Source organism: Aminobacter sp. AP02 (assembly GCF_003148805.1).
Taxonomy (GTDB): Bacteria; Pseudomonadota; Alphaproteobacteria; order Rhizobiales; family Rhizobiaceae; genus Aminobacter.
In genome coordinates this window covers 104309-128506 of record NZ_QGGX01000007.1, presented here as the reverse complement: position 1 = coordinate 128506, position 24198 = coordinate 104309, and the positions used below count along the sequence as shown (strand labels likewise).

At 62.9% G+C, this 24198-nt stretch carries 22 protein-coding genes and 1 tRNA gene; 8 read left to right on the top strand and 15 right to left on the bottom strand.

Annotated elements, in window-relative coordinates:
• Positions 1 to 26 precede the first annotated feature (26 nt).
• Both C8K44_RS10975 and C8K44_RS10970 read right to left on the bottom strand, forming a co-directional pair.
• Positions 27 to 467, bottom strand: a complete 441-nt coding sequence (locus C8K44_RS10975) for a Fur family transcriptional regulator (RefSeq protein ID WP_109575828.1) — start codon at positions 465 to 467, stop codon at positions 27 to 29.
• A gap of 192 nt (positions 468 to 659) precedes the next feature.
• Positions 660 to 911 carry a DUF2171 domain-containing protein gene (locus C8K44_RS10970; protein ID WP_109575827.1) on the bottom strand — a complete coding sequence of 84 codons (252 nt, stop codon included), beginning with the start codon at positions 909 to 911 and terminating at the stop codon, positions 660 to 662.
• 234 nt (positions 912 to 1145) lie between these two features.
• Between C8K44_RS10970 and C8K44_RS10965 the strand changes: the two genes are divergently transcribed.
• From C8K44_RS10965 to C8K44_RS10950, 4 genes are all read left to right on the top strand, one after another.
• A complete protein-coding gene (locus tag C8K44_RS10965) occupies positions 1146 to 2006 on the top strand; it encodes a metal ABC transporter substrate-binding protein (RefSeq protein ID WP_281062990.1) in 861 nt (286 codons plus the stop codon).
• A complete protein-coding gene (locus tag C8K44_RS10960; protein ID WP_245417447.1) occupies positions 2003 to 2917 on the top strand; it encodes a manganese/iron ABC transporter ATP-binding protein in 915 nt (304 codons plus the stop codon). Before C8K44_RS10965 ends, C8K44_RS10960 begins: the two co-directional genes overlap by 4 nt.
• A complete protein-coding gene (locus C8K44_RS10955; RefSeq protein ID WP_109575826.1) occupies positions 2914 to 3774 on the top strand; it encodes a metal ABC transporter permease in 861 nt (286 codons plus the stop codon). Before C8K44_RS10960 ends, C8K44_RS10955 begins: the two co-directional genes overlap by 4 nt.
• 148 nt (positions 3775 to 3922) lie before the next feature.
• Complete coding sequence (locus tag C8K44_RS10950) at positions 3923 to 4768, top strand: metal ABC transporter permease (protein ID WP_109575825.1); 846 nt, start codon at positions 3923 to 3925, stop codon at positions 4766 to 4768.
• Between the two features lie 7 nt (positions 4769 to 4775).
• On the opposite strand, the gene ugpC is transcribed toward C8K44_RS10950, so the two are convergent.
• The 5 genes from ugpC to C8K44_RS10925 form a co-directional block, all read right to left on the bottom strand.
• Positions 4776 to 5891: a sn-glycerol-3-phosphate ABC transporter ATP-binding protein UgpC gene (gene ugpC, locus C8K44_RS10945; RefSeq protein ID WP_109575824.1), complete on the bottom strand. Its 1116-nt coding sequence runs from the start codon at positions 5889 to 5891 to the stop codon at positions 4776 to 4778.
• Positions 5892 to 5921: 30 nt separating this feature from the next.
• Positions 5922 to 7586 (bottom strand): alpha-glucosidase, encoded by a 1665-nt coding sequence (locus C8K44_RS10940; protein ID WP_109575823.1) that lies wholly within the window; start codon positions 7584 to 7586, stop codon positions 5922 to 5924.
• Between the two features lie 4 nt (positions 7587 to 7590).
• Entirely contained in the window at positions 7591 to 8745 is a 1155-nt protein-coding gene (locus tag C8K44_RS10935; protein ID WP_109575822.1) for a carbohydrate ABC transporter permease, read from the bottom strand.
• Between the two features lies 1 nt (position 8746).
• Positions 8747 to 9763 (bottom strand): sugar ABC transporter permease, encoded by a 1017-nt coding sequence (locus C8K44_RS10930; protein WP_109575821.1) that lies wholly within the window; start codon positions 9761 to 9763, stop codon positions 8747 to 8749.
• Between the two features lie 196 nt (positions 9764 to 9959).
• Complete coding sequence (locus C8K44_RS10925) at positions 9960 to 11315, bottom strand: ABC transporter substrate-binding protein (protein WP_109575820.1); 1356 nt, start codon at positions 11313 to 11315, stop codon at positions 9960 to 9962.
• Positions 11316 to 11670: 355 nt separating this feature from the next.
• Here C8K44_RS10925 and C8K44_RS10920 point away from each other — a divergent pair, with 355 nt between their 5' ends.
• Positions 11671 to 12690, top strand: a complete 1020-nt coding sequence (locus C8K44_RS10920; protein ID WP_109575983.1) for a substrate-binding domain-containing protein — start codon at positions 11671 to 11673, stop codon at positions 12688 to 12690.
• A 28-nt stretch (positions 12691 to 12718) separates the two neighbouring features.
• Here C8K44_RS10920 and C8K44_RS10915 read toward each other — a convergent pair whose 3' ends face one another.
• The 8 genes from C8K44_RS10915 to C8K44_RS10885 all read right to left on the bottom strand — a co-directional run bounded on the left by C8K44_RS10915 (position 12719) and on the right by C8K44_RS10885 (position 21315).
• Positions 12719 to 13849 (bottom strand): glycoside hydrolase family 3 protein, encoded by a 1131-nt coding sequence (locus C8K44_RS10915; protein WP_109575819.1) that lies wholly within the window; start codon positions 13847 to 13849, stop codon positions 12719 to 12721.
• 178 nt (positions 13850 to 14027) lie between these two features.
• Positions 14028 to 15095, bottom strand: coding sequence for a GNAT family N-acetyltransferase (locus C8K44_RS10910; protein ID WP_158282730.1), 1068 nt, complete (start codon positions 15093 to 15095; stop codon positions 14028 to 14030).
• A complete protein-coding gene (locus tag C8K44_RS27510) occupies positions 15067 to 15219 on the bottom strand; it encodes a hypothetical protein (RefSeq protein ID WP_158282729.1) in 153 nt (50 codons plus the stop codon). Before C8K44_RS27510 ends, C8K44_RS10910 begins: the two co-directional genes overlap by 29 nt.
• Before the next feature lie 106 nt (positions 15220 to 15325).
• A complete protein-coding gene (locus C8K44_RS10905; RefSeq protein ID WP_109575817.1) occupies positions 15326 to 18415 on the bottom strand; it encodes an efflux RND transporter permease subunit in 3090 nt (1029 codons plus the stop codon).
• Positions 18412 to 19584: an efflux RND transporter periplasmic adaptor subunit gene (locus C8K44_RS10900; RefSeq protein ID WP_109575816.1), complete on the bottom strand. Its 1173-nt coding sequence runs from the start codon at positions 19582 to 19584 to the stop codon at positions 18412 to 18414. The genes C8K44_RS10905 and C8K44_RS10900 overlap by 4 nt, the downstream gene beginning before the upstream one ends.
• Positions 19585 to 20234: 650 nt before the next feature.
• Complete coding sequence (locus tag C8K44_RS10895; protein ID WP_146203927.1) at positions 20235 to 20444, bottom strand: hypothetical protein; 210 nt, start codon at positions 20442 to 20444, stop codon at positions 20235 to 20237.
• A 231-nt stretch (positions 20445 to 20675) separates the two neighbouring features.
• Positions 20676 to 20752, bottom strand: a tRNA-Arg gene (locus C8K44_RS10890).
• Between the two features lie 260 nt (positions 20753 to 21012).
• Positions 21013 to 21315, bottom strand: coding sequence for a ribbon-helix-helix domain-containing protein (locus C8K44_RS10885; RefSeq protein ID WP_109575814.1), 303 nt, complete (start codon positions 21313 to 21315; stop codon positions 21013 to 21015).
• Between the two features lie 200 nt (positions 21316 to 21515).
• Here C8K44_RS10885 and C8K44_RS10880 point away from each other — a divergent pair, with 200 nt between their 5' ends.
• From C8K44_RS10880 to C8K44_RS10870, 3 genes are all read left to right on the top strand, one after another.
• A complete protein-coding gene (locus C8K44_RS10880) occupies positions 21516 to 21911 on the top strand; it encodes a VOC family protein (RefSeq protein ID WP_109575813.1) in 396 nt (131 codons plus the stop codon).
• Positions 21912 to 21991: 80 nt separating this feature from the next.
• Positions 21992 to 22522 carry a Twin-arginine translocation pathway signal gene (locus C8K44_RS10875; protein ID WP_109575812.1) on the top strand — a complete coding sequence of 177 codons (531 nt, stop codon included), beginning with the start codon at positions 21992 to 21994 and terminating at the stop codon, positions 22520 to 22522.
• Between the two features lie 73 nt (positions 22523 to 22595).
• On the top strand, positions 22596 to 24167 hold the full coding sequence (locus C8K44_RS10870; RefSeq protein WP_109575811.1) for a GMC family oxidoreductase: 1572 nt from the start codon (positions 22596 to 22598) through the stop codon (positions 24165 to 24167).
• Positions 24168 to 24198 lie beyond the last annotated feature (31 nt).

Below are 24198 nucleotides of genomic sequence, written 5' to 3'. Positions count from 1 at the left end.
CCTTGGCCAAGAGCACGATGGACGCGCTAGTCCTTGCGGCGGCGCCCGTAAAGCTCGAGCCGGTGATGGACGATGTCGTAACCGAGCTGGCGTGCGATTTCCTGCTGCAGCTGTTCGATGAGGTCGGAACGGAACTCGATGACGTCGCCGCTGTCAATGTCGATCAGGTGGTCGTGATGGTCGCCGCCGGCCTGCTCGAAACGCGACGGCCCGCCCTCGAAGGCATGGCGGTGGATCGCACCCATTTCCTCAAGAAGCTTCATCGTCCTATAGACGGTGGACAGCGAGATGCTCTTGTCGATGGTCTCGGCGCGGCGGAAGATTTCGAGCGCGTCGGGATGATCCTCGGTCTCGCCCAGAATGCCCAGGATTATCTTGCGTGGGCGGGTAATGCGGATGCCCGCCTTGCGCAGCGCCTTTTCGTAGTCGGGCTTCTTGGAAACTGGCTTCGTGGCAGTCTTCATCATGGCGCGACTATGTGCCAGATGACACCCAGTTGCAAAAGATTATGTATGTCTTCATCCCCAGATGAAGCATGCGGCCATTCACCACGACGCCCGCTTTCGCGCCCGGCCGTTGTCATCCTTCGACAGGCTCAGGATGAGGAAATGCGGAAAGCGGCGAACGAGGCTTGCGGCGGTCCTGCCTCTCCGTGAAGCTCAGCCCGACTTGCCCTCTTCCTCGAAGGTCACCGCGACATCGGCATTGGCCGACAGACGTACCTTGTTGCCTTCGGTTTCGGCGACAAGAGCGGTGGAAATGTAGTGGTGGTGGCCACGGTGGCTGCCTTCGCCGCTGTCCTTCCTGGTCAGCTTGATGCGACCATTCTCGACCTTGTCGACAGTGCCGATGTGAACGCCGTCGGCACCGATGACTTCCATATGCTCGCGAATTCCCGAGGTGGCTGACACGATGATGCTCCTTGGTTGGGATTGGCAAGGACCATGCGAGCTGCGGTGGAAAAGACGTCAGCAAGGTGCCTCTTACCTCATCTAGTTGCAAACGATTTGCAATTGCATTGACAAGAGGGGCGGCTGCCATTAGGTAAGCCATGGTATCCGCCGCCCATTCGGCGCGGCATCCTAGACGGGTTTTCCATGAAAGCGTTTCGCATCACCTTTGCCGCCATCGCCATGTTGGGGGCCATGCTCGGACTTTCAGCCTGCTCGCAAGAGAGCGAAGCGGGCGGCAAGATGAAGGTCGTCACCACATTCACCGTGATCGCCGACATCGCCCGCAACGTCGCCGGCGACGCGGCCGAGGTGGAATCGATCACCAAGCCCAATGCCGAGATCCACAATTACCAGCCGACACCGGGCGACATCTTGCGCGCCCAGAAAGCCGACCTGATCCTGTGGAACGGGCTGAACCTCGAACTGTGGTTCAAGAAGTTCTTCGACAATCTCGACGGCGTGACCGAGGCCGTGGTGTCGGATGGCGTCGCCCCCATGGGCATCGCCGAGGGACCCTACACCGGCAAGCCCAACCCGCATGCCTGGATGTCGCCCGAAGCGGCCCTCATCTATGTCGAAAACATCCGCAAGGCCTTTGCCGCCAAGGACCCCAAGAACGCGGAGATCTACGCCAGGAACGCAGCCGCTTATGCCGACAAGATCAAGGCGACCGTTGCACCGATCCATACGGCCATCGAGACCATTCCCGAGCAGCGGCGCTGGCTCGCCACCAGCGAAGGCGCCTTCTCCTACCTGGCGCGCGACTTCGGCCTGAAGGAGGTCTATCTTTGGCCGATCAACGCCGACCAGCAAGGTACGCCCCAGCAGGTGCGCAAGGTGATCGACCTCGTCAAGGCCAACAACATTCCCGCCGTTTTCAGCGAAAGCACGGTGTCGTCGAAGCCTGCCGAGCAGGTGGCGCGGGAGACCGGCGCCAAATATGGCGGCGTGCTGTATGTCGACTCGCTGAGCGACGCCACCGGCCCCGTGCCGACCTATCTCGACCTGCTGCGGGTCACCACCGAAACCATCGTCAAGGGGCTCGCCCAATGACCGTGCCTCTGAAGGGGCGCCCTACGCCCCAGGCGCCTTCAGGCGAAGGCCTGCGTGCCGACAACATCTCGGTGACCTACCGCAATGGCCACACCGCCCTGCGCAATGCGTCCTTCGCCATTCCGCGCGGCACCATCACCGCCCTTGTCGGCGTCAATGGCTCAGGGAAGTCGACCCTGTTCAAGTCGATCATGGGTTTTGTGCCGCTCGCGTCAGGCAGCGTGTCGATCTTTGGCGAGCCGGCGCGCGAGGCACTGAAGAAGAACCTCGTTGCCTATGTGCCGCAGAGCGAGGATGTCGACTGGAACTTTCCGGTGCTGGTTGAAGACGTCGTCATGATGGGCCGCTACGGCCACATGAACTTTTTCCGCATGACGCGCGCCATCGACCGCGAGGCGGTGGATGCCGCAATCGAACGCGTCGGCATGGCCGATTTCCGCAAGCGCCAGATCGGCGAGCTCTCGGGCGGGCAGAAGAAGCGTGTCTTCCTTGCCCGCGCGCTGGCCCAGGAGGGCGAGATCATCCTGCTCGACGAGCCCTTCACCGGCGTCGACGTGCGCACCGAAGAGGCGATCATCACGCTTTTGCAGGGCCTGCGCGACGAAGGCCGGGTGATGCTGGTGTCGACGCATAACCTGGGCTCGGTGCCGCGCTTCTGCGACCGCGCCGTGCTGGTCAACCGCACCGTCCTTGCCGCCGGGCTGACGGCCGAGACCTTCACCAAGGCCAATCTGGAAAAGGCCTTTGGCGGGGTGCTGCGCCAGTTCATCCTCGGCGGCGCCGAGTTGCACCAGGACGCCGCCGACACGCGCCAGGTGACTGTCTTGACCGACGACGAGCGCCCCTTCGTCATCTATGGCGACGACAACGGCAATGACGGTGCGGACAAGAAGGGCGGGCGCAAGAAATGATCGCCATGTTCCTGGAGCCGTTCGGCTACGGCTACATGCTCAATGCCATGTGGGTGTCCGCCCTTGTCGGCGGCGTCTGCGCCTTTCTCTCCGCCTATCTGATGCTCAAGGGCTGGTCGCTGATCGGCGACGCGCTCTCGCACTCGATTGTACCAGGCGTCGCCGGCGCCTACATGCTCGGCCTGCCGTTTGCGCTCGGCGCTTTCATTTCGGGCGGGCTTGCGGCGGGGGCCATGCTGTTTCTCAACCAGCGCACCAAGCTGAAAGAGGACGCCATCATCGGGCTGATCTTCACCTCGTTCTTCGGGCTTGGCCTGTTCATGATCTCGCTGTCGCCGGCCTCGGTGAACATCCAGACCATCGTGCTCGGCAACATCCTCGCCATCACGCCTTCCGACACGCTGCAGCTCGTGCTGATCGGCGGCATTTCGCTCGCCATCCTGCTGGCCAAGTGGAAGGACCTGATGGTCGCGTTTTTCGACGAGAATCATGCCCGCTCGATTGGGCTCAAGCCCGATTTGCTCAAGGTGCTGTTCTTCATGCTGCTGTCGGCATCGACGGTAGCCGCCCTTCAGACCGTTGGCGCCTTCCTCGTCATTGCCATGGTGGTGACGCCGGGAGCGACCGCCTATCTTCTTACAGACCGCTTCCCGCGACTGATCGCGATCAGCGTGGCCATCGGCTCGATCACCAGCTTCGTCGGCGCCTATGCCAGCTATTTCCTCGACGGTGCGACGGGCGGCATCATTGTCGTCGCGCAGACGCTGATCTTCCTGATCGCGTTTGTCTTCGCACCCAAGCATGGGCTGCTGGCGTCGCGAAAGCGGGCGCGGGAAGCGCTGGAGGCGGGGGCATGAGCAACTTTCCAACCGTAATTGCTGCCCCTCACCCTTACCCTCTCCCCGTAAACAACGGGGAGAGGGAGGCGTCGGCGTTGCAACTGCGCCCTTCTCCCCGTTCTTCGCGGGGAGAAGGTGCCAGCAGGCGTATGAGGGGCGAACAATCATGATCGAAACGCTCACCCTGCCCTTTTCCTTTCCCTTCATGCAGCAGGCGTTCGTCATAGCGCTGCTGGTGGCAGTGCCGATGGCACTGCTGTCGTGCTTTTTGGTGCTCAAGGGCTGGTCGCTGATGGGCGACGCCATCAGCCATGCCGTCCTGCCGGGTGTAGTGCTGGCCTACATCGCCGGCATTCCGCTCGCCATCGGCGCCTTTGCCGCCGGCATGACCTGCGCGCTGGCGACCGGCTATCTCAAGCAAAACAGCCGGATCAAGGAAGACACCGTCATGGGTATCGTCTTTTCCGGCATGTTTGGCCTCGGCATCGTGCTCTACACCAAGATCCAGACCGACGTGCATCTCGACCACATATTGTTTGGCGACATGTTGGGCGTGAGCTGGAGCGATGTCGGCCAGACCGCCGTCATCGCGCTGATCGCAACGGGTGCCATCGGCCTGTTTCGCCGCGACCTTCTGCTGCACGCCTTCGACCCTCAGCACGCGCAGGCCATCGGCCTGCCGGTCAAGCTGTTGCACTACGGGCTGCTGTCGATCCTGTCGCTGACCATCGTCGGCGCATTGAAAGCCGTCGGCATCATCATCGCCATCGCCATGCTGATCGCACCGGGCGCGATCGCCTATCTGCTCACCGACCGCTTCGAGCGCATGCTCGTCGTGTCGGTGCTGGTGGCGGTGCTGTCGTCGTTCTTGGGTGTCTATCTCAGCTTCTTCATCGACAGCGCGCCGGCGCCAACAATCGTGCTGTTGATGAGCCTGACATTCGTCGCTGCCTTCTTCATCTCGAAGCGCCGGACAGCGCTGCGGGAGCGGCAGGTGATGGCGGCGGATTGAGGTCGTCTCAAGCCGCCGCCGCAGCGTTCAGCCGGCGACGGGCAAACGAATGGCCGTCGCTGTCAAAGATGTGCAGCTCGTCGGGGCTGGCGGCGAGGCGGATCTTCGCACCGCGCTTGACCTCGACATTGCCGGGCAGCTTGGCCACCAATGGCTGGTCGGCGCGGCCGATGTCGACATAGACAAGCTGGACCTCGCCGAGCTGTTCGACATAGTCGACCAGCCCTTCAAACAGATAGTCGTCGCCGGTCGCGACATAGAGGTCCTCGGGCCGCACGCCGAAGCTGACCGTCTTGCCCTGGGCCTCGGCAGGCGTCGCCACCGGCACTGAGGTCTTGTGGCCGCCGACGTGGCTGACCAGACTGGTCTCGCCCGTCCTGTCGATGGTGCCGCCGACGATGTTCATTGCAGGCGAGCCGATGAACTGGGCGACGAACAGGTTGCCGGGGTGCTTGTAGAGCTCCATCGGCGTGCCGACCTGCTCGATGCGGCCATCCTTGAGCACGACGATGCGGTCGGCCAGCGTCATCGCCTCGACCTGGTCGTGGGTGACGTAGATCATCGTGGTATTGGGCATCGATTCCTTGAGCTTGGCGATCTCGATACGGGTGGCGACGCGTAGGGCCGCGTCGAGGTTGGACAGCGGCTCGTCGAACAGGAAGACCTTGGGGTTGCGCACGATGGCGCGGCCGATGGCGACGCGCTGGCGCTGGCCGCCCGACATCGCCTTGGGCAGCCGGTCGAGATATTTGGTCAGCTGCAGGATTTCGGCTGCGGCGCGGACACGCTTGTCGATCTCGGCCTTGCTTTCCTTGGCGATCTTCATGCCGAAGGCCATGTTGTCATAGACCGTCATGTGCGGGTAGAGCGCGTAGGACTGGAACACCATGGCGATGCCGCGCTTGGATGGCGGCACGTCGTTCACCTTCTCGCCAGCGATCTCCAGCGTGCCGCTACTGATCTCCTCAAGCCCTGCGATCGAACGCAGCAGCGTCGACTTTCCGCAGCCCGAGGGGCCGACGAAGACGATGAACTCGCCCGATTTGATATCGAGGTCGATGCCGTGGAGAATATGCAGATTGCCGTAAGACTTCTTGACGTCCCTGAGCGTTAGATCGGCCATGGTTTCCTCCCAGATTTTGCTTTCCGGCGGTCAGACGAAGCGCCCGAACCAGGCGCCGTAGCCACCGAGCCGAACTGCGCCGGCATTTGCATTTCCGTCGAGCCCATGCCCAGCCAGGGCCTGCAGGCCTCGACCTCCTAGATCAACGTTAGCCGGTGTGCTGCCAAGATTGAAGACGCAGACGATCTCCTCGTTGCCCTCGCGGCGGGTGAAGGCGACCGTGTCGTTTTCGGCTTGCAGGAACGAGATGTCGCCCTTGGCAAGGGCTGGGTGCGCACGGCGGAAGGCGAGAAAGCGGCGGTAATGCTCGAGCAGCGAAGCCGCATCGCCCTCCTGCGTGTCGACCGCCTTGGCCAGATGGTCCACCGGCACCGGCAGCCACGGCTTGGCCGAGGAAAAACCGCCGTTTTTGGCGTCCTTTTTCCAGACCATCGGCGTGCGGCAGCCGTCGCGGCCCTTGAACTCCGGCCAGAAGCGGATGCCATAGGGGTCCTGCAGGTCCTCGAAGGCGAGGTTGGCTTCGGTGAGGCCGAGTTCCTCGCCCTGGTAGATGCAGACCGAGCCGCGTAGCGACATCATTAGCGCCGAAATGACCTTGAGATAGGCGGTGCGGTCGGCCTCGCCCATGCCCCAGCGCGAGGCGTGGCGGACGACGTCGTGGTTGGAGAAAGCCCAGCACGACCAGCCGTCGCTGGCAGCCTTGCCGAAGTCTTCGAGCACGGTGCGGACCTTGGAGGCGCTAATCTTCTCGGGCGCCAGGAAGTCGAAGGCGTAGCACATCTGCACCTTGTCGCCGCCGGCGGTGTAGGACGCGACGACCTCCAGCCCGCGCTGGGAATCGCCGACCTCGCCGACGGCTGCGGCCGCCGGATATTCGTCGAGAACGGCACGGAAACGCGCGAGGAATTCGAGGTTTTCAGGCCTGCTCTTGTCGTAGATGTGATCCTGGAAATTGTAGGGGTTCACCGCAGGCGCTGTCTGGTCGTTGCGCTGTTCCGGCGGCAGTGCGGGATTGTCTTCCAGCCCCGCCGAATGAAAGTAGAAATTGATCGTGTCGAGACGGAAGCCGTCGACACCGCGCTCGAGCCAGAAGCGGGTGACGTCGAGCAGCGCGTCCTGGACGTCGCGGTTGTGGAAGTTGAGATCGGGCTGCTCGGCCAGGAAGTTGTGCAGGTAATACTGCATGCGGCGCGTGTCCCACTGCCAGGCCGAGCCGCCGAAGATCGACAGCCAGTTGTTGGGCGGGCTGCCGTCGGGCTTGGCGTCAGCCCAGACGTACCAATCGGCCTTGGCGTTATCGCGGCTCGAACGGCTTTCCTTGAACCATGGGTGCAGGTCGGAGGTGTGCGAGATCACGCCGTCGATCATCACCTTGAGGCCGAGACGATGGGCTTCGGCGATCATGGCGTCGAAGTCGGCAAGGGTGCCGAACATCGGATCGATGTCGAGATAGTCGGAGATGTCGTAGCCGAAATCCTTCATCGGCGACTTGAAGAAGGGCGAGATCCAGACAGCGTCCGCGCCAAGGGAAGCGATGTGCGGCAGGCGGTCGATGATGCCCTTGAGGTCGCCGATGCCGTCGCCATTCGAATCCTGGAAGCTGCGGGGGTAGATCTGGTAGATCACCGCCCCCCGCCACCAGTCGCGATCCACAGCGGTTTCAGGGTTTTCGATCTTGCGCATTGCGGCCTGCATGGAGCTAGCCTCCCTTGACTGAACCCGCGAGCAGCCCGCGGACGAAATAACGTTGGAGCGAGAAGAACACGATCAACGGCACGATGATGGTGACGAAGGCCGAGGTGGTGAGGATTTCCCAGTCGCCGCCGCGCGAGCCGAGCAGCGCGTTGAGCTTGCCGGTCAGCACTAGCTGGTCGGAGCCGCTGCCCAGGAACACCATCGCCACCAGAAGGTCGTTCCAGACCCACAGGAACTGGAAGATGGCGAAGGAAGCGAGCACGGGGAAGGACAGCGGCAGCACGATCTTGACGAAGATCTCGAAATCGCTGGCGCCGTCGATGCGGGCCGACTCCATGATCTCGCGCGGCAGGCCGGCGATATAACTGCGCAAGAGGTAGATGGCGAAGGGCAGGCCGAAGCCGGTATGCGCAAGCCATATGCCGAGATAGGTCTTGGCCGGCACGCCGAAGAACAGGCCGACGCCATTGTAGAGCTTGAGCAGCGGGATCAGCGACATCTGCAGCGGCACGACAAGCAGGCCGATGATGACGGCGATCAAAAGCGCGCGACCGGGAAAGCGCATCCAGGCGAGCGCATAAGCGGCATAGGCGGCGATCAGGATCGGGATAATGGTCGCTGGAATGGTCACCGTCAGCGAGTTGATGAAGGAGCGGCCAATGCCTTCGGAAAACAGCACGGTGCGGTAGTTGTCGGTGGTGAAACGCGGCGGTGCCGACGACGCGTAGTAGACGCGCTGGCCGCGGTCGCCCTCGAAGGCTTTGGGCGACTGCATGACGAAGGAACCGTCTGCGTTGAGCAAAAGCGAAACGCCTTCCCCGAGATCGGCGACTTCGCCCGCTTGATGTTGCGTCGGCGCCGCCGCCTTGGTGCCGAAGGCGCTGATGTTGCGCGCTGGACCATCACCGAAGATGTTGCCCTCGATGACGAATTTTCCGCCCTTTTCGACCTGCGCCGAAGCACCTGGCAGCCGTCCGGCCTCGGTCTGCGACGAGGTCGAAAGGGCTGTCCACCAGCCGGAGACGATGAGCTGGTCCTTGTCGCGCAGCGAGCTTATCAGGATGCCAAGCGTCGGGATGGTCCAGACAGCGACGAAGACCAGCACCGCGATGTGAACGCCGAAGCGTCCGATGAAGGACTTTCCGCGTGCGTTTGCCATGTCAGTGCCCTCCCCCGCCTTCGCGGTTGGCCTGGCGTATGTTCCAGATCATGATCGGCACGACCGCGAGCATGATGATGACGGCAATGGCAGCGCCGCGACCGAAATCGCCGCCGCCGCGGAACATCCAGTCGAACATCAGATTGGCCAGCACCTGGCTGTTCCACTGGCCGTTGGTCATGGTCAAGACGATGTCGAAGACCTTGAGCACCAGGATGGTGATCGTCGTCCAGACAACGGCGATGGTGCCCCAGATCTGCGGGACCATGATCTTCCAGAAAATCTGGAACGGGTTCGCCCCGTCGATGACGGCCGCCTCGATGGTTTCCTCGGGAATGCCGCGCAAGGCGGACGACAGGATGACCATGGCAAAGCCGGTCTGGATCCAGATCAGGATGACCATCAGGAAGAAATTGTTCCAGAACGGCGTCGATATCCACACCTGCGGATTGCCGCCGAGATATTGCACGGCAGCGTTGAGGATACCGATCTGGGTTTGTCCTTCAGCGCGATATTCGTAGACGAATTTCCAGATGACGCTGGCGCCGACGAACGAAATGGCGAGCGGCAAGAAGACCAGGCTCTTGGCGATGTTGCCCCACCAGATCTTGTCGGTGAGCACGGCGATGATCAGGCCGAAGAAGGTGCAGGCGGCGGGAACGACGGCGAGCCACAGCAGGTTGTTCAAGATCGAATTTCGAAACTCGCGGTCGCCGAAAGCCCAGCTGTAGTTGGCGAGACCGACGAAATTCTGGCCAGTGCGGTCCATGACGGAGAGCCTCAGCGTCTCGATCACCGGGTAGACGAGATAGACGGTGACGATCAGCATGGCCGGGCCGACGAACAGCCATGGCCGGATCAGGCCCTGCCGGCGCAAATTGTCGACAGCGGCAGCGCCGGAAACGCCGCGCGAGGGAAAGACCGCGTCGAGGATCTTGTTGGCGCCCCAGTAGTAGACGACGCAGCCGCCGACGCCGACGATGATGGTGAAAATGGCCGAAAGTATCTGTGCCGTCATGGGATCAGTCCCTTTCAACGGGCTGGTTCAAGCAGACTGCCAGTCCAGGTAAAGATGCCCCCTCACCCGCGCTCCGCGGCATCCCGAGGCAGCCTCTTCCCAGCGGGAGAGGGACCGGGAACGGCGCCACCGGTGCCTTCTCCCGTTCGGGAGAAGGCACCGCAAAGCGGCGAGATGAGGGGGCTAAGCGCTATCTCTACTTGATCGCGTCCCAGCTCTTCTGGATGTCGGACGCGACATCTGGCGCGGGCTTGCCGCCGACCAGGTCGATCATGCCGGTCCAGAAGGCGCCAGCGCCGATCTTGCCGGGCATCAGGTCCGAGCCGTCGAAGCGGAAGGTCGAGGCGTTGACCAGGATGTCGCCCTGCTTCTTCAGCGCGTCATTGGCGTAGGCGTCCTTGTTGGCCGTCTTGAGCGGGGTCAGGAAGCCCGACTGTGCCATCCAGATCTCATGAGCGAGCGGCATCTTCAGGAAGTCGATGAAGGCGCGCGCGGACTTGGAATCCTTGGCGATGGTGAACAGCGTACCGCCGCCGAGCACCGGATTGCCGAGTTCCGGCTTGGAGGCCATCGGCGGCAGGTAGAAGAAGTCGGCATCCTCGCCGAGCTTGGTCCCTTCGGGGAAGAAGGACGAGATGAACGACGCCTGGCGATGCAAGTAGCACTTGGGCGGAACGGCAAACAGGCCCTTGGGGCTGTCGCGGAAGTCGGTCGCCGCAACCGCTGCCTTGCCGCCGTCGACATATTTGTCGTTGGTGGCGATCTTGGCGAAGATGTCTAGCGCGTTGACCACGGCCGGATCGGTGAACGGGATCTCGTTCTTGGTCCATTTGTCGTAGACGTCGGGCGCCTGCGTGCGCAGCATGATGTCTTCGACCCAGTCGGTAGCCGGCCAGCCGGTAGCGCCGCCGGAGCCGAGGCCGATGCACCACGGCACGCCGCCGTCGGCAACGATCTTGTCGGTCAGGGCCTGCATTTCTTCCCAGGTCTTGGGCACTTGATAGCCGGCTTCCTCGAAGTTTTCCGGCACGTACCAGACCAGCGACTTCAGGTCGGCCTTGAACGGAAACCCGTAGAAACCGGGCTTGCCGTCCTTGCCGTTGAACGTGCCGAGGTCGACCCAGGACTGGCCGGCGCCGTAATTCTCCTTGACGAAACTGGCCGTGCCTTCGTCAAGCGGGGCGAGCAGGCCTTTCGAGGCCAGATCCTGGATCAGGCCGGGCTGGGGCAGGATGGCGATATTGGGCGGGCTTCCGGCCTGCGTGTCGATGACGATCTGCTGTTCGTAATTCTCCGACGACGAATAATTGATGGTGGCGCCGGTGGCCTCGCTGAAATAGTCGAGCACCGAACGCGCCAGCGCTTCGTCTTCGCCGCGCCACGGGCCGAAGATCGACAGCGTCTCGCCCTTCAGGTCGACCTTCTTGAGCTCTTCGAAATTTGCCCAGGTGAAACGGGCGTCCTCGCCCGGCTTGAATTTCAGCTCCGCCGAGGCGGGCGCGCTCAGGGCAACGGCAGCAAACGCCACGCCCAGCAACAGGGACTTCCTCATGGTCTTCCTCCCAATGGATCGAAAACTCCGGACGGAACCTCCATTCCGCCCGCCTGCACCGCCGCGAACTGTGCCCCAGTCTTGCGCAAGCTGCAACCGCATCACGCAACGGCAATTCAAAGCGCTTTGGTCGCCCTCATCACGCCACCGGAATCGAAAAGAGTCAAGAGCGTCGGTAGACTAATCGATTTAGAATCGAGGAAGATGTGCGCCGCAACATGCTTTTTGGCGTTGCAACAGCACATTTCGCTTCAAACCAGGCAATTGCACGCCTATTCTCAATGGTATCGAGCGCCCAGCACGCCCGACATCCGGGCAAAGCCGGATTTAAAGCGCTTTGGAGATCGGAGCCCAGGTGAACCTCAAGCAGCTGTCGTTGATGCTCGAGCTTTCGCAGACGACGGTAAGCCGCGCGCTGAACGGCTATCCCGAGGTCAGCGAGGAAACGCGCCGCCGTGTCATGGACGCCGCCAAGCGCCACGGCTACCGGCCGAACCCGAGTGCGCGCAGGCTGGCTACCGGCAAGGCCGGCATGATCGGCTACGTCATGCCGACAGGTGCAGCCGTCGATATCGATCCGCATTTCGTCGAGTTCCTGTCGGGCCTCGGCGACTATGCCCGCGGCCATGAACTCGACCTGGTGCTGAGCCCGGCGGATGCCCAGGACGAGGAGACGACCTACCGGCGCATCGTTGCAAACAAGCAGGTCGACGCGCTCTACATCTCGGCACCCTGCAGTGCCGACAAACGCGTCGCGCTCGCCCACCAGCTCGGCATCCCCTTCATCGTGCATGGCCGCAGCGAGGGGCTCGATTTCGACTATCCCTTCATCGACATCGACAATGAAGGCGCCTTTCACGACGCGACGCGGCTATTGCTCCAGCTCGGCCATCGCCGCGTGGGGCTGATCAATGGCGACGACAGCCAGACCTTCGCGATTTTCCGCGAGCGTGGCGTCAGGCGGGCGCTGTTGGAAAGCGGGCTTGTGCTTGAGCCGCGTCAAATCCGCTCCGTGGCAATGACCGAAGAGAACGGCTACCGCGCGGCGCGCGGCATGCTGGAAGCCTCCGATGCGCCGACGGCAATCGTGTGCTCAAGCCTGATCATGGCATTGGGCGTTGTGCGCGCGGCGCGCGACCTGAGGCTGTCGCTGCCGGGAGACTTGTCGCTGGTGAGCCACGACGACGTCTTCCCCTGGCTGCGACCGGAGCATTTTTCGGTGCCGTTGACCACGACACGCTCATCGATCCGGGCTGCCGGGGCACGCGTGGCCGAGCGGCTGGCGGCACGGATTTCTGGGCTGGAGGACGGCGCGCGCGGCGAGGTCTGGCCGGTCGATCTCGTGGTCAGGGGTTCGATCGCGGGGGTAAGGTAGAGACTTGCGTCGCCGCATCCGGCGGTCGCTAGATCTTGGTGGCACCGCCATGATTGGCCGGCAGCGAGCGCGCGCGCAGCGGGGCGACCGAGGCGTGGCGCTGGAAGGTTTCCTCTTCAAGCGCTTCGACCTTGTGGTTGGGCAGGTCCGACAACAGCCCCGCGACGCGGGTGAAAGACTGCTCGAGCGCCCTTTCCTTGATCACGCCCGCCTTCAGACCGGCGGACATATGGTCGATCATGCGCAGGATGATCTCGGTGTCGGCCCAGTAGGCGCACATGCACAGAAGATCGCAGCCGGCATTGGTGATGCTGGTCGTCGTCTCCGGCTTGTCCAGCCGCTCCGAAATCGCCTTCATGCCGAGATCGTCGCTGACCACCACGCCTTCATAGCCAAGTTCCTTGCGCAGGATATCCTGAAGGATCACCTTCGACATCGTCGCCGGGATACCCGGATCGATCTGCGAGATGACGATATGCGCGGTCATGATCATGCGCGTTCCGGCATCGTTGAAATGGCGGAACGCTTCGAGCTCGCGGTTTCGGAACGTCTTGGGATCGACGTCGATGACCGGCAGAGAATAATGCGAATCCACCGCCGCGTCGCCATGTCCGGGGAAATGCTTGGGACAGCCCAGCACGCCCTCGGCCTGGAGCGCGTCGAGGAACTCGCGCGCCGCCGGCACCACATCCTGTGGCGTCGTGCCGAAGGAGCGTTGGCCGATCACCGGATTGGCCGGGTTCGAATTGACGTCGACGACGGGGGCGAAATTGACGTTGAAGCCAAGCGAGCGAAGTTCGATGCCCATTGCCTTGCCGACATCGGCGGCCTGCCGGGGCCATTCCCGCGCATAGGCGAACGGCGTGATCGGTGCCGGCGGACGCAGCACGCCGCCACCCTCATGGTCGATCGAAATGATGACCTCGTCGCGCTCGATATACTCACGCACGTCGGCGAGCAGCCTGGCGTGGCTTTCCACCCAGTCCTGGTAAGGGGCGTCGGCGAGGAAATTGGCGCGGAACAGCACGACACCGGCCGGCTTGAGCATCGACAAAAGCCGCTTGTCCTTGTCGCCGAGCACGTGCCCCGGCTGCAGGCCGATAAGGAAACGATGTCCGAAGGACGCAGGCCCGCGTCCGAGATCGAATGTAAGATCCATGCTTTGCCAACTCCGCCGGGATTCAGGGTGCCACGCGACGTTTGTGGCAGCCTGATCCAAACAAGTCCTTAGTGCATGAGCAAAGGAAGCGGAATCGGTTTTCGAACAAGCTGGGTTCGAAATCGGGCGGCTGACATGTTGCCAGCCGCCCGAACCGTCGTTGACGGTCATTCAACCATCATCGGTTGCCCAGCTTCCTCGCCTGTGCGGCGACGATTTCGGGCAGGTCAGGATGATCGCGTAGCGCGGTGAAGGTCCAGTAGGTCTCCAGCCATTCCGCGTTGCCTTCCCATTCGCTGTCGACCAGCCGCCTGAGATTGACAAGCGCACGCTCGTGATCGCCGGCAAGCGCGAACGAACCCGCCGCGTGGAAGGCGTACCAGGAGATATCGGCACTCGCCGCCTCGTAGTGATGCGCCCAGTCCAGGCATTCCTGCGCCGGCAGGTCGCCGACATTTTCGGCCGGAAATGTCGAGCTGAACGCCACGTAGTTGGTGGCCTCGACCAACCCGGCGGCGTCGGCCACGCGCATCGATCCGGCATTGGAGGCATGGCAATGCCAGCCTATCCGCCTGATGCCGCGTTCGAGGCAGCGCGCGACGGTCTCGCGCGTCACCAGCGAGCCGATGCCAAGGCCGCGATAGGCCTCCTCGGTGCCAACGCCCAGCTCGCAGCGGTCCTGAACGACACTGTCGGCCAGGCAATGGCTGACGATGGTGTTGTTGTGGATCAGGCAATAGCCGATGGCGTGCTGCAGGAACACGTCCGGCGACGACCAGCTTTCGAGGTGATCGGCAATCCTCTCATGGTCGACGAGGTCGCTGCGGTCGAGCAGATTCCGATCCACCAGCGCCAGTTCGAAGCCATCGGCCATTTCCTGCGCGCTCGCCGTCTCCGGCGCACCCGTATGGCAAAAGGCCTTGCGGTGATGGAGCCGGGCGAACCGATTGTCCCAGATTTCCTCCAGGACCTCGCCCCATTCCACGCGATCGGGAATGAGATAGGCGGTGTGCGGGATCGTCCGCTTCAAGGCAGCATAGGACGGGCGATAGTCGACATCGCCGGCGAGGTAGTATCCGTCTCCGCCTTCGCACAGCAGCGCAACCTTGGGGTGGCGCGGATCATCCACCCAGATGTCGCCTTCAAGCACACCCGCAGTGACGGCGTCGATGCTGGCGTGGGTCTCGGCGAGACGTTTAAGCAGAGGTTCGGCGACGCTAAATCGTGCCGGGTCGAGTTTGAACATGGGCATATTTCCCTGGTCGGCCACGCGCGTCGGCGCGGGCACTGAAATCTTCAAGTTGAAGGGCGGCGATCGCCGGATTGTCCCGGCAATCCGCCCATTGCTTCGCTTTGAAAGTCGCTGCCATCTGTCTCTCCATCTATCGAATGAAACGTGCCGGGCTATTTGCCGCCACGCTGGAACTCTTCGGTCAAAGGCCCACCGGCCTTGGACAAATCTCGGTCATGCGCGCCTCAGCTCCTCGCGTCCTGGCGTGCTGCGATCAAATCGCCCTCGGCACGGTCCGCATCGGTGACCGAGGTGAGCCGCTGCAGGCGGCGCGCGAACCAGGCGTTAAGGTCGTCCATGGTCGCGAACATGACAGGCACGACCACCAGGGAAAGCAGCGTCGAGGTGATCAGCCCGCCGATCACGGCAACGGCCATCGGTGCGCGGAAGCTGGCATCGGCGCCGAAGCCGATCACCGCGGGGACCATGCCGGCCACCATGGCGATGGTCGTCATGATGATCGGGCGGGCTCGGGTCATGCCCGCCTTCATCAATGCCGCGCGCCGGTCGAGCCCTTCGGCGCGGCATTCGATGGCGTAGTCGACCAGCAAGATCGAATTCTTGCAGACAATGCCCATCAGCATCAGGATGCCGATCGTCGAGGACAGATCGAATGCCGCGCCATAAGCGAGCAGCGCCAGGGCCGCGCCACCGAGCGACAAGGGCAAGGCGATCAGGATGGTGACCGGCTGCAGGAAGTTCCTGAACAACAGTACAAGCACCGCAACGACCATCAGGATGCCCGCCACCAGCGCCTGTGCGAAGCCGCGAAACATCTGCGCCATCTCTTCGGCCGCGCCATATTCGATATGGCTGACGCTTGCGGGCAGGTTCTTCAGCGCCGGCAATGCAGCGACAGCTTTCATCGCGTCGCCAAACACGACGCCATTCAGATTGGCCTCGACCTTGACCAGCCGCTTGCGGTCGAGGCGATCGACCTTGCCTTCCTCGGCGCCGAACGAAATGTCGGCGACGGACGTCAGCGGCACCACCTTGCCGTCGGCCGTGCTCACGCTCAGCTTGCGCAAGGTTTCGAGATCGCCGCGCACCGATTTGTCGAGCAGCACGCGGATCGGCACCAGCCGGTCGCCCAAGTTGAACTGCGCCGAGTTGGTGTCGGTTTCGCCAAGCGTGGCAATGCGCGCGACGGTACCCAGCGACACCACCGACACGCCAAGCCGGGCCGCCTCGTCCTGGCGCGGCTTGACCAGAAGCTCCGGCGCCAACGGAGCCTGGTCGGACAGCACGTTGGTCAGTTCTGGCAGCTGACGCATTTCGGCTTCGAGCTGATAGGCAGCCTTGTTCAGCTCTTCTGGATTGTTGCCGGCCAGATAGATCGAGACTTCCTTGCCGCCGGTGTCCGAGACGAAGGTGAACTGGATGTCGGGTGTATTGGCCAGGATCGGACGCGCGGCGAGCTCAAACGACTTGCGGTCGAGTTCGCGTTCCTTGCGCGGCTTGAGCCTGATGATCACGGTCACCTTGTTGACTTCGTCGGTGGTCACCAGCACGCTCGCCACCTCGGGCCGCGCCCTCAGTTCGCGTACGATGTTGTCGGAGACCCGTGCTGTTTCCTCCAGCCTCGTGCCCGGAGGCAATGTCACCTGCACTTGCGAAACATTGCCGTCACCAGTCGGCACGAAACCGGTCGGCAACTGGGTTAGAAGAAAGACCGAACCGGCGAAAAACGCGGCGACCAGGGCAAAGGTCGTCTTGCGATGATCAAGCGTCCAGCCCAACACGGCGAGATAGCGCCGCGACAACCGCGACGGCTCGGCCGAGTGGCTGCCGGCGGCCTTGGGCTGCAGCAGATAGGCCGCCATCAATGGGGTGAGCAATCGCGCCACGACCAGCGAGATCAAGACAGCGACAGCCACCGTCACGCCGAATTGCCTGAAATACTGGCCAACGACACCGCCGATGAAACTCACCGGGGCAAACACCGCCACGATCGTCAGGGTCGTCGCAACGACCGCCAGGCCGATCGCATCGGCGCCTTCGATCGCCGCGAGATAGGGCCGTTTGCCCAGGTCGACATGGCGTTCGATGTTTTCGATCTCGACGATGGCATCGTCGACCAGGATGCCGATCACCAGCGTCAGCGCCAGAAGGCTGATGGTGTTCAGCGTAAAGCCAAGCAGCTCCATCACCCAGAAGGTCGGCAGGATCGACAAGGGCATCGCGACGGCGGCGATGAGCGTCGCGCGCCAGTTGCGCAGGAACAGGAACACCACCACCACGGTCAGGGCTGCGCCTTCGAGCAGCGCGGTCACGGCGGCGTTGTAGCTTGCGATGGTGTATTCGACGTTGGAGATGACCTCGTTAAAGGTGACGTCCGGCGTCCGCGCCGCAATTTCGGCCAGTCGCTTGGTCACGGCATCGGCGACGGTCGTATCGCTGTGGCCCTTGGCGCGGGTGATGGAGAACGCAACGACGGCCTCGCCATTGAAGCGCGCAAAACCGCGCGGCTCGGCCGGGCCGTCCTTGATCGTGGCGATGTCGCGGAGCTGCACCCAGCGGTTTCCCGGCAACGAGACCGACAGGCCCGACAGTTCTTCGAGCGACCTCACGGAGCCCAGCGTGCGGATCGATTGCTCCCTTTCACCGATTTCTCCCCGCCCGCTGGGGACATTGACGTTGATCTGGCGCAGCGCCGAATTGACCTGGTCAGCGGTCACCCCCAAGGCCAGCAACCTGTCGGGGTCGAGCGAGACGGTGATTTCGCGGTTGACGCCGCCGAGGCGCGACACCTTCTGCACACCGGGAAGCGCGAGAAGCTCGCGGCTGATGGTGTCTTCGACGAACCACGACGCATCGAGCGCCGACATATTGGGCGCCTGCATCGTGAAGTAGAGGATCGCGCCGCCTTCCGTGTCGTCCCGCGAGACGATCGGCTCCTGGATGGATTGCGGCAGGTCGGACCTGACTTGTCCGACGGCCTCGCGCACGTCGTTGGTCGCACGGTCGGGATCGACGCCGATCTTGAACTCGACGGTGGTCGTCGACATGCCATCCTTGATGGTCGAGCGGATGTGCTTGACGCCGGCGAGACCGGACACTGCCCCTTCTATGCGGCGGGTGACCTGGTTTTCCATCTCGGCAGGGGCGGCACTTGCCTGGGAAACAGTGACCGTGACGATCGGAAACGACAGGCTCGGATTGGCGTTGACAGGCAGGCGCAGGAACGACGCCCAGCCGACGAGCGACAGCACCAGGAAAAGAACGATGGTCGGGATCGGCTTGCGGATCGCCCAGGCGGAAACATTGCTGATCATGGGCGGGTGCTTCCGGTGATAGCACCGACGTCGGCGGTAGCGACCTCGTCGCCTTCGCGCAGCGTGGCGCCGGCCTTGGCCACGACGATGTCGCCTGCCTTCAGCCCGGCGCGGATTTCGAGCCTGCCATTGTCGCGCAGGCCGGTCTCGACAGCACGCCGCACGACCCGGCCCTGCTCGACCACGAAGACGGCGGCCTTGTTCGCACCACCGCCATAAAGCAAGGCCGAATCGGCGATGACGATGGCTTCGCGCTTCGCCACCACCACTTCGGCCCGTCCAAAGGCGCCTGGAAACAGTGCCGCATCGGTTTCAAGCGTTACCCTGGCACCGCCAAGGCGCGTGTCGCGGTCGATCTTCGGCGTGATCATGCGCACCTTGCCGCGGATGACGTCGTCGCTGCCGGGGAGCCGCACCTCGGCAGGCTGGCCAGCGGCCAATTGCGACAGCTCGCGTTCGGGAATGTCGGCGGCCAGTTCGACCTCGCCACCACGGATCAGGCGGATCAGCGGTTCCGATCCGGTGAGCGCACCCGCATTGGCGTGACGCTCCGAGACGATGCCGGCTACGGGTGCCACGATGACGGCACGCTCGAGCAGCCGGCGCGATTCGGCGAGCTGGGCCTCGGCCTGGTTGACCTCGGCTTGCGCCAAGGCAACACCTTGGCGCTCGATCGCCGCCGTGGAAGCACGATCGGCAAGAGCCTGGCTGGAAATGATGCCCGACTGCCTGAGCGGACCGGCGCGCTGCAATGCTGCCTGGGCCTGCGCCGCCTTTGCCTGCTGCTGGGCAAGAGCAGCATTTGCCCGCGCGACGCGACCTTCGGATTCGCGCAACTGGTTGTCGCGCATCGCCGTTTCGAGCCTGACCAGAACCTGGCCAGCCTCGACGCGGTCGCCGACCTCGACGCCGACGCTTGATATGCGCTGGTCCTGGAGCGGAGCACCGACGGCGACTTCCTCGCGGGCGGCAAGAATGCCGCTGAACGACAGCGTCCATTCGTTCAGGACCGAGGCAACGACGAAGGTCGACACCACGCGCTTGGCGGGTTGGGACTGGACGATGGCGGCGGCGGCGCCGTCAGCGCCTTGGGCGGCGCCGGCACTGACCAGCAAGGAAACGGCCAGGGCTGCCGCGATGGTCGTCTGGTGGCTAAAGGGACGTGTCATATGTGCATTTCCACAATCTGGACTCTGCTAAGCGTCGGCCGCCGCCCGGCCTTCCCCCTGGCCGGTTCGCTTCTGTTGTTGGTCGTCGATGCGATGTCTGGGCCGCCATGTGGTCTCATCGAAGGCGACATGACAGGCGACCATTGCAGCAGTCTGTCACAATCTCGGCGGCTCAAGCGTTTTAGGGCCGCAGCTTCATTTTAGCCGGCCAGACAGGCCGTGAGCAGCACAGCTGCCTGGTCAGATCATCAAGTTGTGGCCGCAGCTTTGGCGCGGCCGAGAAGACGTGGCCAGCACTGGCCTGCCGAAGGCAGGGCTGCTCTGCAGCGATCAAAGAAGCCACCCTCGCTACGTGCCTGATGGCGCCCCGGCAATGACCAGCCTGTGCGCGTGCGGAATCGCAGCAACCGAACCATTGGGCGTCAGCCGCAGTCTGACCGCTAGAGAGCAGGCTAGGTATCACGGGTGGGTTGGAGAGCGTTGCCAATGACGGCCGCGTGTCAGTCGACGTTGGGCGCGCAGGCTGTCAGGTGACAATCAACGAGGCGATCTAGCGCCACCAACAAAACCCGCCGCCGGACGGGCATTCCTGATCAAAGGGGATTGTCATTTGCCGCATGCCGTTGCCGGTGAAGTCGACTGGTAAAGTGCTAGCCGATCTTGCACCGACTGGCGCCGGAGCCTTTCCAGCCGCCAAGCATATCGAATGCTTCCAGACCGTCCGGCACTTGGTCGGGATGCGCGCGTGGGCCGGCTGAGGTGACACGCGCCCATGCCTTGCCGAGCACCCTGCCCAGGTACGAAGACTGCCAGTGAGCGGTTTCAACGATCGCCTGCATCTCAACTGCGTCGTCTGGCATGTTCGCGCCCTCCCCGGTGCTTGCCCAATCGCCCACTTCTTGCGGCCTCGACGGCAGCGAGTGGGCTTGAGTTCAAAACCGGAGATAATTGTCCGCAATGTCGCTGACGCTGTCACTAGCCCGACCGAGTTTGCCGTGCACATTGGGACATTCGGTCATCAAGATGGGACGCGCGGTCAAGGCACGCTAACGTACCGGCAGGAGGCTGCCCCAAACTCAAGGTGGCGTTTTTGGCGCACCCGACAGGATTCGAACCTGTGACCTCTGCCTTCGGAGGGCAGCGCTCTATCCAGCTGAGCTACGGGTGCTCGTCCACGGCCACGCCGCGAACCACGCCCGGCGCACCGGACGACGCGCGTTCATAACCGATGCGGCGGCAGGCGGCAACGGGGGAAATGGAGTTGCGCTGTCCTCCTGAGGACAGGGACGCCGTGGAATGTCGCAGGCCCGAAGAAATGGAGCTCGGCCGATACCCGGCGGGCGCCACCGGACGATAAGATCCAGCCGGCCTCTCCTCAATCACTGCAAGGGCCAGCCCATGCGCATGATCGCGCTGGAGACGCTCCTTTCAGGCGGCGGTCGAGATCTGCAGACTGCGCGAATTGCCTGCCGCTCCGCTCATGAGATGGATCAGGCAGCTGGTGCGCAGCAGGGAGGCGAAATTGGGCACGCTGCCGTTGATTGCCAGCGCCTCGTCGTAGAGCGTCGACAAGAACCGCGATGTCGCCATGCCCTGGCCCTCGGCGATCTCGTCGATCAGCACCCAGAAAGCGGCCTCCAGCTGAATGCTGGTGGAATGGCCGGCAATGCGAACCGAACGGTTGATAGGGCGGTAACGATCGGGGTCCTGCCCGGCAAAAACCTCGCACATGGCGTTTCCACCTCCTGTTTTTCGCGAGTATGCCCCGCAGCCTCACAGCGGTCAATTTGCCTTTCCAGCGGGCTTTTCGAGCAAAACCTTCCTGTTTATCTCCTGAAATAAAATCACTTTGCGGTAGTGGGCTGCTACCTGCCCCTTCCCGCGATGGCGCATCCTGCACACATAATTATGACAGTGCAGGAGATGCCTGATTGGCAAAGACCATCCACTCCATGATCCGGGTTCTGGACGAGCAGCGTTCGCTGGATTTCTACGCCAAGGCGCTCGGCCTTGGGATCGCCGAGCGGTTCGATTTCGACACCTTCACGCTGGTTTATCTTTCCAACGAGGAAAGCAGCTTCGAGCTCGAGCTGACGATCAACAAGGACCGGACCGATCCTTACGTCCTTGGAGACGGCTACGGCCATCTCGCGGTTTCCGTCGCCGACCTGGACCATGAGCACGACCGGATGAAGGCACTGGGGCTGGAGCCCCGCGACATCGTCGAGTTCAAGAACAACGGCACCGAAATAGCCCGCTTTTTCTTCATATCGGACCCCGACGGATACAAGATCGAGGTTTTGCAAAGACGGGGGCGCTTCCTGTAGCGCCGCCGAAACTGCTGTTGGAGGACAGCAGCGCCAGCCAGCACATCGAACAGGTGCAGTAGCAAGCAAGGGAGGAATTCATGGTTACGATCTACGAGATGCAGGCCGGTCTTTCCCGGCGCGAACTTCTCAAACGCGGCAGCATCGGCGCGATGCTGGTTATCAGCGGCAGCGCCCTCATCAGCCCCCGCAATGCCTGGGGACTGGAAGTGACCGCGCTGAAGCCAGAAACCATGGCAACCTTGATCGTGCTCGCCCGCGACATCTACCCACATGACCAACTCGCCGATCGCTTTTATGCCATCGCTGTCAAAGGGCAGGATGCGAAAGCCGGAAAGGACGCTGCCCACAAGGAGTTGATCGAGAACGGCGTTGCCGATCTCGACAAGCGGGCTGGAGGCGCCGGCTATCGCAGCCTCGGATGGGAAGACGACCGCGTCGCGATCTTGCGCGACATCGAGACGACGCCGTTTTTCCAGGCAGTGCGCGGCGACCTCGTGGTCAGCCTCTATAACCAGAAGGAGCTATGGCCGATCTTCGGCTACGAAGGCGAGTCCTACTCCAAGGGCGGCTACATCGCCCGCGGCTTCAACGACATCGAATGGCTTTGATTGCGAAGTTCCGCACCGGGAGGTGCGGCTGGCGCGCATTGCGCGGCCTCGATTCAATTTCTGGGAGGAAACAATGGCAGCCCCATACGATCTCAAGGATGACAGCGTCGTCGTCATCATCGGCTCAGGCGCAGGCGGCGGAACGCTCGGCAATGAACTGGCGCAGAAAGGCATCGACGTCGTCATTCTCGAAGCCGGCGCGAGACACGAATACGAAGACTTCATCAACGACGAATGGGACAGCTTCGCCCAGCTCGCCTGGCTCGACAAGCGCACCACCGGTGGTGGCTGGCGCGTGGCCAAAGATTTCCCCAACCTGCCAGCCTGGATCGTCAAGGCGGTCGGCGGCACCACCACCCATTGGGCCGGCGCGTCGCTGCGCTTTCAGGATCACGAATTCAAGGCGTTGACCAATTACGGCAAGGTCGAAGGCGCCAATCTGCTCGACTGGCCGATCACGCTCGCCGATCTCGAACCTTACTACGACAAGGCCGAAGACAAGATGGGCGTGACCCGCACGCATGGCATCGAAGGCCTGCCCGGCAACAACAACTTCAAGATCCTCAAGGCCGGTGCCGACAAGCTCGGCTACAAGGAATGCCATACCGGGCACATGGCGATCAATTCCGCCGACCGCGATGGCCGCATGGGCTGCCAGCAAACCGGTTTTTGCTTCCAGGGCTGCAAATGGGGCGCGAAATGGTCGACGCTCTACACCGAGATTCCCAAGGGCGAGGCCACCGGCAAGCTGGAGGTCAGGCCGCAATCGCATGTGGTGAAGATCGAGCATGACAGCTCAGGCAAGGCTACCGGCGTCGTCTACGCCGACAAGGACGGCAAGCTGCACGAACAGAAGGCGCGCGTCGTGGCTGTTGCCGGAAATTCGATCGAAAGTCCGCGCCTGCTCTTGAACTCGCATTCGTCGAAATTCCCCAACGGGCTGGCCAATTCGTCCGGCCACGTCGGCAAGCACTACATGCGTCACACGACCGGATCGGTCTACGCCATCTTCGAAAAGCCGGTGCATTTCTACCGCGGCACGACCATGGCCGGCATTGTGCGCGACGAGGCTCGCCACGACCCATCGCGCGGCTTCGTCGGCGGCTATGAAATGGAGACGCTGGCGCTGGGCATTCCGTTCATGGCGGCGTTTCTCGATCCGGGCGGCTGGGGCCGTTCCTTCACCTCGGCGCTGGACCATTACGACCACATGGCGGGGCTGTGGATCGTCGGCGAAGACATGCCGCAGGAGCAGAATGCGGTTAAGCTTCATGCCGAACTCAAGGACGATTACGGCATGCCCATTCCGGACGTGTGGTTCACCGACCATCCCAATGACGTTGCCATGCGCAACCACGCCTACGCCCAGGGACAGGCGATCTACAGCGCGGTCGGCGCCACGCGCGCCTTTCCGACACCGCCCTATCCCTCGACGCACAATCTCGGCACCAACCGGATGAGCGAGAAGGCCGAAGACGGTGTCGTCGACAAATGGGGCCAGACGCACGACATCAAGAACCTGTTTGTCTCGGACGGCAGCCAGTTCACCACCGGTGGCGCCGAAAATCCCACGCTGACAATCGTGACGCTGGCGATCCGGCAAGCCGATCATATCGCCTCGCAGATGTCGGCCGGCGCGATCTGACCCGCCTCCCAGGGCGCAAAGGTCGTCGGGC

Excerpts from the sequence above, each read along its gene's own strand:
- C8K44_RS10975 (WP_109575828.1), bottom strand. The coding sequence starts at position 467 with ATGATGAAGACTGCCACGAAGCCAGTTTCCAAGAAGCCCGACTACGAA.
- ugpC (WP_109575824.1), bottom strand. The coding sequence starts at position 5,891 with ATGGCCGATCTAACGCTCAGGGACGTCAAGAAGTCTTACGGCAATCTG.
- C8K44_RS10925 (WP_109575820.1), bottom strand. The coding sequence starts at position 11,315 with ATGAGGAAGTCCCTGTTGCTGGGCGTGGCGTTTGCTGCCGTTGCCCTG.
- C8K44_RS10910 (WP_158282730.1), bottom strand. The coding sequence starts at position 15,095 with ATGTTCAAACTCGACCCGGCACGATTTAGCGTCGCCGAACCTCTGCTT.
- C8K44_RS10915 (WP_109575819.1), bottom strand. The coding sequence starts at position 13,849 with ATGGATCTTACATTCGATCTCGGACGCGGGCCTGCGTCCTTCGGACAT.
- C8K44_RS10870 (WP_109575811.1), top strand. The coding sequence starts at position 22,596 with ATGGCAGCCCCATACGATCTCAAGGATGACAGCGTCGTCGTCATCATC.
- C8K44_RS10940 (WP_109575823.1), bottom strand. The coding sequence starts at position 7,586 with ATGCAGGCCGCAATGCGCAAGATCGAAAACCCTGAAACCGCTGTGGAT.
- C8K44_RS10875 (WP_109575812.1), top strand. The coding sequence starts at position 21,992 with ATGGTTACGATCTACGAGATGCAGGCCGGTCTTTCCCGGCGCGAACTT.
- C8K44_RS10895 (WP_146203927.1), bottom strand. The coding sequence starts at position 20,444 with ATGCCAGACGACGCAGTTGAGATGCAGGCGATCGTTGAAACCGCTCAC.
- C8K44_RS10885 (WP_109575814.1), bottom strand. The coding sequence starts at position 21,315 with ATGTGCGAGGTTTTTGCCGGGCAGGACCCCGATCGTTACCGCCCTATC.
- C8K44_RS10905 (WP_109575817.1), bottom strand. The coding sequence starts at position 18,415 with ATGATCAGCAATGTTTCCGCCTGGGCGATCCGCAAGCCGATCCCGACC.
- C8K44_RS10965 (WP_281062990.1), top strand. The coding sequence starts at position 1,146 with ATGCTCGGACTTTCAGCCTGCTCGCAAGAGAGCGAAGCGGGCGGCAAG.
- C8K44_RS27510 (WP_158282729.1), bottom strand. The coding sequence starts at position 15,219 with ATGGCAGCGACTTTCAAAGCGAAGCAATGGGCGGATTGCCGGGACAAT.
- C8K44_RS10950 (WP_109575825.1), top strand. The coding sequence starts at position 3,923 with ATGATCGAAACGCTCACCCTGCCCTTTTCCTTTCCCTTCATGCAGCAG.
- C8K44_RS10960 (WP_245417447.1), top strand. The coding sequence starts at position 2,003 with ATGACCGTGCCTCTGAAGGGGCGCCCTACGCCCCAGGCGCCTTCAGGC.
- C8K44_RS10935 (WP_109575822.1), bottom strand. The coding sequence starts at position 8,745 with ATGGCAAACGCACGCGGAAAGTCCTTCATCGGACGCTTCGGCGTTCAC.
- C8K44_RS10900 (WP_109575816.1), bottom strand. The coding sequence starts at position 19,584 with ATGACACGTCCCTTTAGCCACCAGACGACCATCGCGGCAGCCCTGGCC.
- C8K44_RS10955 (WP_109575826.1), top strand. The coding sequence starts at position 2,914 with ATGATCGCCATGTTCCTGGAGCCGTTCGGCTACGGCTACATGCTCAAT.
- C8K44_RS10930 (WP_109575821.1), bottom strand. The coding sequence starts at position 9,763 with ATGACGGCACAGATACTTTCGGCCATTTTCACCATCATCGTCGGCGTC.